Genomic DNA, 6,175 nt, shown 5'->3' with positions numbered 1-6,175 from the left:
GCGCCGTTCGCCTCGAGGGCGGGCACGGGCTTGGGCCGCCGCCGCAGCAGCGAGAGGGTTGCGCCCGCGCGGGCGATCGCAGACGTGTTCGGCGATCGGCGCTTCGCCTCGGCTTCCTCCGGCGCCGCATCCGGCCGCGGGGCTTCGTCCGCGGGCTCGTAGACGGTCGCGTCGATGACCGTGACGGGGCGCAGCGGTGCCGTCGCGCGGACGTCCATCGCGGCATCACGCGCCACCGGCCGCAGATCGACGGGCCCGATGACGACGTCGCGTCGCTCGTCGAGGCGTGCGAGGGCGAGCAGGTCCTCGACGAGGAGGCCCATGCGGATCGCCTCCTTCTCGATGCGATCCATCGACTGGGCCACGTCCTCGTCGCCCCGCACGGCGCCCATTCGGTACAGCTCCGCATAGCCGCGCACGGTGACCAGCGGCGTGCGCAGCTCGTGGCTCGCGTCGCCGATGAAGCGGCGCATCTGCCGCACGGTCGCGTCGCGCTGCGAGATCGCGGCATCCACGTGGTCGAGCATCGCGTTGATGGCGGTCTTGAGACGCCCGACCTCGGTCGTGGTCGGCTCGATGTCGGTCATGCGCTGACTGAAGTCACCCGCCGCGATCGCGTCGGCGGTGGACTCGACCTGGCCGAGGCTGCGGAACGTGAGGGTCACGAGAAATCTCGTGGCGAATGCGCCGAGCGCGAGGATGACGAGGGCGAGGATCGAATAGATGCCGACATAGTTCGCGATGGTGCGGTTGACGGCGGCCAGCGGCGCCGCGACGAGCTGGGGGTACAGCGTGCTCCCGTACTGCTGGATCGACACGGTCGCGTGGAACGACGCGGTGCCGTCGACGGAGGTGAGCTCGAAGATCTGCAGCTCGTCGGTCTGCGCCTGCTGAAGGGTGAGTGTCGACGGCACCGCGGGGACCGGCCCGCCGCGTCCCCCGGCGAGGGCGAGCAGATTGCCTCGGTCGGCCTCGCCCTCTTCGGGCGCGTAGAGCGGATCGTAGACGGCCACGAAGTAGTCGACCGGCGGAGCGTCGTCGGTCTCGGTGACATCGAGGCGGCCGTCGTCGGAGACGGTGAAGTCGAGCAGCGGCGCGCCCGCCTCGGTGCGCGCCAAGGCCTCGATCTGCCCGTTGACGCCTTCGACGAGGGAGTTGCGCAGGAACGCGGCGGTTCCCACCCCCGCGGCGAACAGGCCGACGGCCAGGAGCACGACGGTGACCCCGGTGACCTTCGCGCGCAGACTCGTGCCTCGCCACCACCAGGTGATCGCGTCCGGCTTGTGCGCCAGGTCGCCCTCCTTCGTCTGTGCCGCGCTACGCGGTCTTGCCCGCCTTCAGCATGTAGCCGAAGCCACGCTTGGTCTGGATGAGCGGCTCGGACGAGTGCGGGTCGATCTTGCGCCGCAGGTAAGAGATGTAGCTCTCGACGATCCCGGCGTCGCCGTTGAAGTCGTACTCCCACACGTGGTCGAGGATCTGCGCCTTCGAGAGCACGCGGTTGGGGTTGAGCATGAGGTAGCGCAACAGCTTGAACTCGGTCGGGCTGAGGTCGATCGAGACGTCGCCGACCTGTACGTCGTGGGTGTCCTGGTCCATCGTGAGCTCGCCGGCGCGGATGACCGACTCCTCGTCGGCCTGCATGGTGCGGCGCAGGATCGCCTGGATGCGCGCCACGATCTCGTCGAGACTGAAGGGCTTGGTGACGTAGTCGTCGCCGCCGGCGTTGAGTCCGGTGATCTTGTCTTCGGTCTCGTCCTTGGCGGTGAGGAACAGGATCGGCGCGGTGTAGCCGGCGCCGCGGAGCCGCTTGGTGACGCTGAACCCGTTCATGTCGGGCAGCATGACGTCGAGGATGATGAGATCCGGTTCCTCCTCGAGGACGGCCGAGATCGTCTGTGCGCCGTTGGAGACGGCCCTGACCTGGAATCCGGCGAATCGCAGGCTCGTGATCAGCAGGTCGCGGATGTTCGGTTCGTCGTCCACGACGAGGATGCGCGGTGCGGTCATGCGCCCATTATGTCGGCGTATCCGCCGGGCTCGCTGGATATCGGCGACTCGGGCGGGATTTCTTCAGGAGCCGGCGGAGTGCCTGTGGACGCAGCATCGTCCGTCGGCGGGCTCCAGAACCGGAGTCGGGGGTCGCCGGTCGCGGCGCAGAGCCCGCACGCCGATGCGACGTTCGCGCCGCAGACGAGCGAGGTGTGCCGCGCCGCGAGGACGTGGAAGGGGCAGTTCTCACACACGAGATCGCCGGAGGCCTCGGCTCGCGGGGCGTACCTGTTCGGGTCGCTGCTGGACGCCGGCGCGGGACGCGTGTCATGCCGCCAAGCAGCCGCGCACGGCGACCGCCACGCTCTCCCGCACGGGGGCGTCGGGGTCGATGCTCAGGCGGTGCAGGACGATGCCGTCGCCGAACGCCATGAAGGCGTGCAGAGCCGCGTCGGGATGCTTCGCGCCCAGCGTCACGAGCAGCTGTCGCGACCACGCCTCCATGCCTTCCCGCTGCGCGCGCAGCGGTTGGAACAGCTCGGGATCGGACGAGGCCTCGAGGAACAGGGCGTACCGCGCGCGCGTGCGCACGGCGTGCTGCCCGGTCAGCAGCTCGATGACCGAGCTGAAGACGTCGATGAACGCTTCGAGGTCGTCGAACTGCTGTGTGAGGACCGGCCCGAGGTCGTGTGTCTCCTGCTCGGCGATCCACTCACTGACGCCCGTCATCAAGGCGGCGCGCGTGCGGAACCAGTTCGAGGTCGACCCCTTCGGCAGCCCCGCCCGTTCGTCGACGCGCGCGTGCGTCAGCGCGCGGATGCCCTGCTCGCCGACGAGTCGAACCGCCGCGTCGAGGGCGCGTTCGCGGGTCGTCGTCACCGGGAGAGCGTAGCAGGCGCACTACTTTCGTAGTGACAAGTCACTATGAACGTAGTACCCTCTGATCATGACCGCGACCACCGGCATCCGCTCGCGTACGGTCACCGCGAACGGACTGCGCATGCACGTGACCGAGGTCGGCGAGGGCGCACCGGTGCTGCTGCTCCACGGCTTCCCCGAGAGTTCGCGCGAATGGGGGCGCGTCATGGCGGCGCTCGCGGATCGCGCGCATCTGATCGCGCCCGACCTTCGCGGCGCGGGACGCACCGACGCGCCGCCGTCGGGTTACGACTCGGCGACGATCGCCCGCGACGTCCTCGCGCTCCTCGACGAACTGGGCCTCGACCAGGTCGACCTCGTGGCCCATGACTGGAGCGCCCTCGTGGGGTTCGACCTGTGCCTGGAGCACCCCGATCGCATCCGCCGCTATGTCGCGATCGCCGTGCCCGCGCCGTACCTGCGGATGAACCGTGCGCTCATCGTCGGGCTGGTGAAGGCGATGCCGCACCTGTGGTTCCAGTGGGCGATCGCGACGCCCTGGCTCGGACCGGCGCTGCTGTCGCGGGGACGGCAGCGACTCGCGCATCGGCTCCTTCGCGGATTCGAGCGCCGGCCCATGGACGACGCTGATGTCGCCGCCTACGTCGACGCCTTGCGCGATCCCGCGCGGGCGCGCGCCGCATCGAAGCTCTACCGGGGTCTCATCCTGCCCGGCTTCATGAAGGCGGTGCGAGGCGCGTACCTGGGCCGCGTGCTGCATACGCCGACGCTGGTGCTGTTCGGGGCGGATGACGGGCTGCTTCCCGAGGACGCGCTCGCGGTGAGCCCCGAAGACGCGCCCCAGACGACCGTGGAGCTCGTTCCGGGCGGAGCGCACTTCCTCGTCGACGACAACCCCGGGGAGGTCGCGCGGCACATGGCCGCGTTCCTCCTCGGATGAGCCTCGCCGTCAGGCGGCGAGCGAGTCGGCGTCCAGGATCGTGTAGGCGTAGCCCTGCTCGGCGAGGAAGCGCTGGCGGTTCTGCGCGAAGTCCTGGTCGACGGTGTCGCGCGCGATGAGCGTGTAGAAGCTCGCCGTGTGGTTGGACTGCTTCGGGCGCAGCAGGCGTCCGAGTCGCTGCGCCTCCTCCTGGCGCGAGCCGAAAGATCCCGACACCTGGATGGCGACGGATGCCTCGGGCAGGTCGATCGAGAAGTTCGCGACCTTCGACACCACGAGCACCGAGATCTCGCCGACACGGAATGCCTGGTAGAGCTCTTCGCGCTCGTCGACGGGTGTCTGGCCGGTGATCTTCGGCGCGTTCAGGGCCTCGGCGAGCACGTCGATCTGGTCGAGGTACTGGCCGATGATGAGGATGCGCTCGCCCTCGTGCCGCTCGACGAGGCGCCGCACGACGCCGATCTTCGCAGGAGCCGTCGCCGCGAGCCGGTACCGCTCGTCATCGGCGGCGGCGGCGTATTCGAGGCGGTCGCCCGCCGGGAGGTCGACGCGCACCTCGTAGCAGACTGCGGGTGAGATGAAGCCCTGCGCCTCGATCTCCTTCCACGGCGCGTCGAACCGCTTGGGTCCGATGAGGCTGAACACGTCGCCCTCGCGGCCGTCCTCGCGCACGAGTGTCGCGGTCAGCCCGAGGCGGCGGCGCGCCTGCAGGTCGGCGGTGAGTTTGAACACGGGTGCCGGCAGCAGGTGCACCTCGTCGTACACGATGAGGCCCCAGTCGAGGGCGTCGAGCAGCGCGAGGTGGGCGTACTGACCCTTCCGCTTCGCGGTGAGGATCTGGTACGTCGCGATGGTGACCGGCTTGATCTCCTTCGCCTGCCCCGAGTACTCGCCGATCTCCTCGGTGGTGAGCGACGTGCGCTTGAGCAGTTCGTCGCGCCACTGCCGCGCGCTCACGGTGTTGGTGACGAGGATCAGGGTCGTGGTCTTCGTCTCGGCCATCGCTCCGGCGCCGACGAGCGTCTTGCCCGCGCCGCACGGCAGCACCACGACGCCCGAGCCGCCCTCGGTGAAAGTCTCGACGGCGTGGCGCTGGTACGGGCGCAGATGCCAGCCGTTCTCGGCGAGGTCGATCGGATGGGGCGTGCCCGGCGTGTACCCCGCGAGGTCCTCGGCGGGCCAGCCGATCTTCAGCAGCTCCTGCTTGATGTGACCGCGTGCCCACGCGTCGACGACGAACACGCCGGGGGAGGGGTGGCCGATCAGCAGCGGCTGGATGCGCTTGTTCTTCGACACCTCTGCCAGCACCGCGGCATCCGTCGAGCGCAGGATCAGCTCGCCGTCGTCGTTGCGCTCGATGACCAGGCGCCCGTAGCGGCCGACGGTCTCGGCGATGTCGATCGACACCGACGGCGGCACCGGGAAGCGCGACCACCGCTCGAGCGTGGCGAGCATGTCGTCGGCGTCGTGGCCGGCCGCACGCGCGTTCCACAGCCCCAGCCGGGTGATGCGGTACGTGTGGATGTGCTCGGGTGCGCGCTCGAGCTCGGCGAAGATCGCGAGCTCGTGGCGCGCGCTCTCGGCGTCGGGATGTGCGACTTCGAGCAGCACGGTGCGATCGCTCTGGACGATGAGGGGGCCGTCAGCCATAACGTGCCAGTCTACCGGGGGTGCTGCGGGACCGGCGCCGCGGTGCGCCGGAGGCGGTCGCGCTCACGCGGAGTGGACGCTGACGATGCTCGAGACGGGGAGCGTGCGCTCGATGTCGGCGGCACGGTCGCGGCCGCGCAGGCGCCCCCCGCCGAGACCCGATGCCTCGAGGGTGAACGCGCGCTCCGCGCCGTCGGGCATACGCACCACCACGATGATCTCGGAGCGCGCGCGCACCGCCTGCTCGAGCTCGCGCTCGAGCCAGCCGGCCTCGCCATCGGTGCCGTGGCCTCCGCGGAGCATCGCGATGAGTCGCGCGTACGTCTCGGTGGGAGTGGCGCTCGGCTCGGAGGCGACGGCGGTGGTGCGGCGGTGCACCGACTCGGGCGCGCCCGACTCGTCGAGCGCCACCACGGGGTAGCGGGCGTCGGCGAGCGACCAGTACACGGCGTCGCGGGCGACTCGCGAGACGAGGTCCTGCCCGTCGGCCACGAGTCCGAGCGGGCGCAGGGCCTGGTCGATCGCAAGGGCGTCGAGCAGGCTCGCGTCGGCGCTCTCCACGCGCGTGCGCCCCGTGGCGAGATCGCTGCGCACGCGCACCAGGCCGTGGCGCGCGGCCGTGCTCTCGATGAGGTAGTCCAGCGGCTGCGGGATGCCGGTGAGCGACAGCGCTGACAGGAACTCGCGCACCGAGGCGGCCGTCTCGCCCTCGGT

Annotated in this window: 6 protein-coding genes; 1 reads left to right on the top strand and 5 read right to left on the bottom strand. The window is 70.3% G+C overall.

All coding sequences use genetic code 11. The annotated features are described in order from the left end of the window. From EIO58_RS11075 to EIO58_RS11065, 3 genes are all read right to left on the bottom strand, one after another. A partial coding sequence (locus tag EIO58_RS11075; RefSeq protein ID WP_240658750.1) for a histidine kinase dimerization/phospho-acceptor domain-containing protein occupies positions 1 to 1,214 on the bottom strand: 1,214 nt, incomplete at its 3' end. Between the two features lie 103 nt (positions 1,215 to 1,317). Further along, on the bottom strand, positions 1,318 to 2,010 hold the full coding sequence (locus EIO58_RS11070; RefSeq protein WP_106816784.1) for a response regulator transcription factor: 693 nt from the start codon (positions 2,008 to 2,010) through the stop codon (positions 1,318 to 1,320). Between the two features lie 309 nt (positions 2,011 to 2,319). Beyond that, complete coding sequence (locus EIO58_RS11065; RefSeq protein WP_127819587.1) at positions 2,320 to 2,871, bottom strand: TetR/AcrR family transcriptional regulator; 552 nt, start codon at positions 2,869 to 2,871, stop codon at positions 2,320 to 2,322. Between the two features lie 67 nt (positions 2,872 to 2,938). Here EIO58_RS11065 and EIO58_RS11060 point away from each other — a divergent pair, with 67 nt between their 5' ends. Further along, on the top strand, positions 2,939 to 3,811 hold the full coding sequence (locus tag EIO58_RS11060; protein WP_127819586.1) for an alpha/beta fold hydrolase: 873 nt from the start codon (positions 2,939 to 2,941) through the stop codon (positions 3,809 to 3,811). 9 nt (positions 3,812 to 3,820) lie between these two features. Here the strand turns inward: EIO58_RS11060 and EIO58_RS11055 are convergent, their stop codons facing one another. Together EIO58_RS11055 and EIO58_RS11050 are read right to left on the bottom strand one after the other, a co-directional pair. Beyond that, on the bottom strand, positions 3,821 to 5,461 hold the full coding sequence (locus EIO58_RS11055; protein WP_127819585.1) for a DNA repair helicase XPB: 1,641 nt from the start codon (positions 5,459 to 5,461) through the stop codon (positions 3,821 to 3,823). Positions 5,462 to 5,524: 63 nt separating this feature from the next. Further along, the coding region (locus EIO58_RS11050) for a helicase-associated domain-containing protein (protein ID WP_205789233.1) at positions 5,525 to 6,175 on the bottom strand (651 nt) is incomplete at its 5' end.

The sequence above is a fragment of the Microbacterium sp. CPCC 204701 genome (assembly GCF_004010105.1).
Lineage (GTDB): Bacteria > Actinomycetota > Actinomycetes > Actinomycetales > Microbacteriaceae > Microbacterium.
The sequence above is the reverse complement of the archived record's forward strand: the minus strand, read 5'-3'. Positions and strand labels throughout refer to the sequence as shown.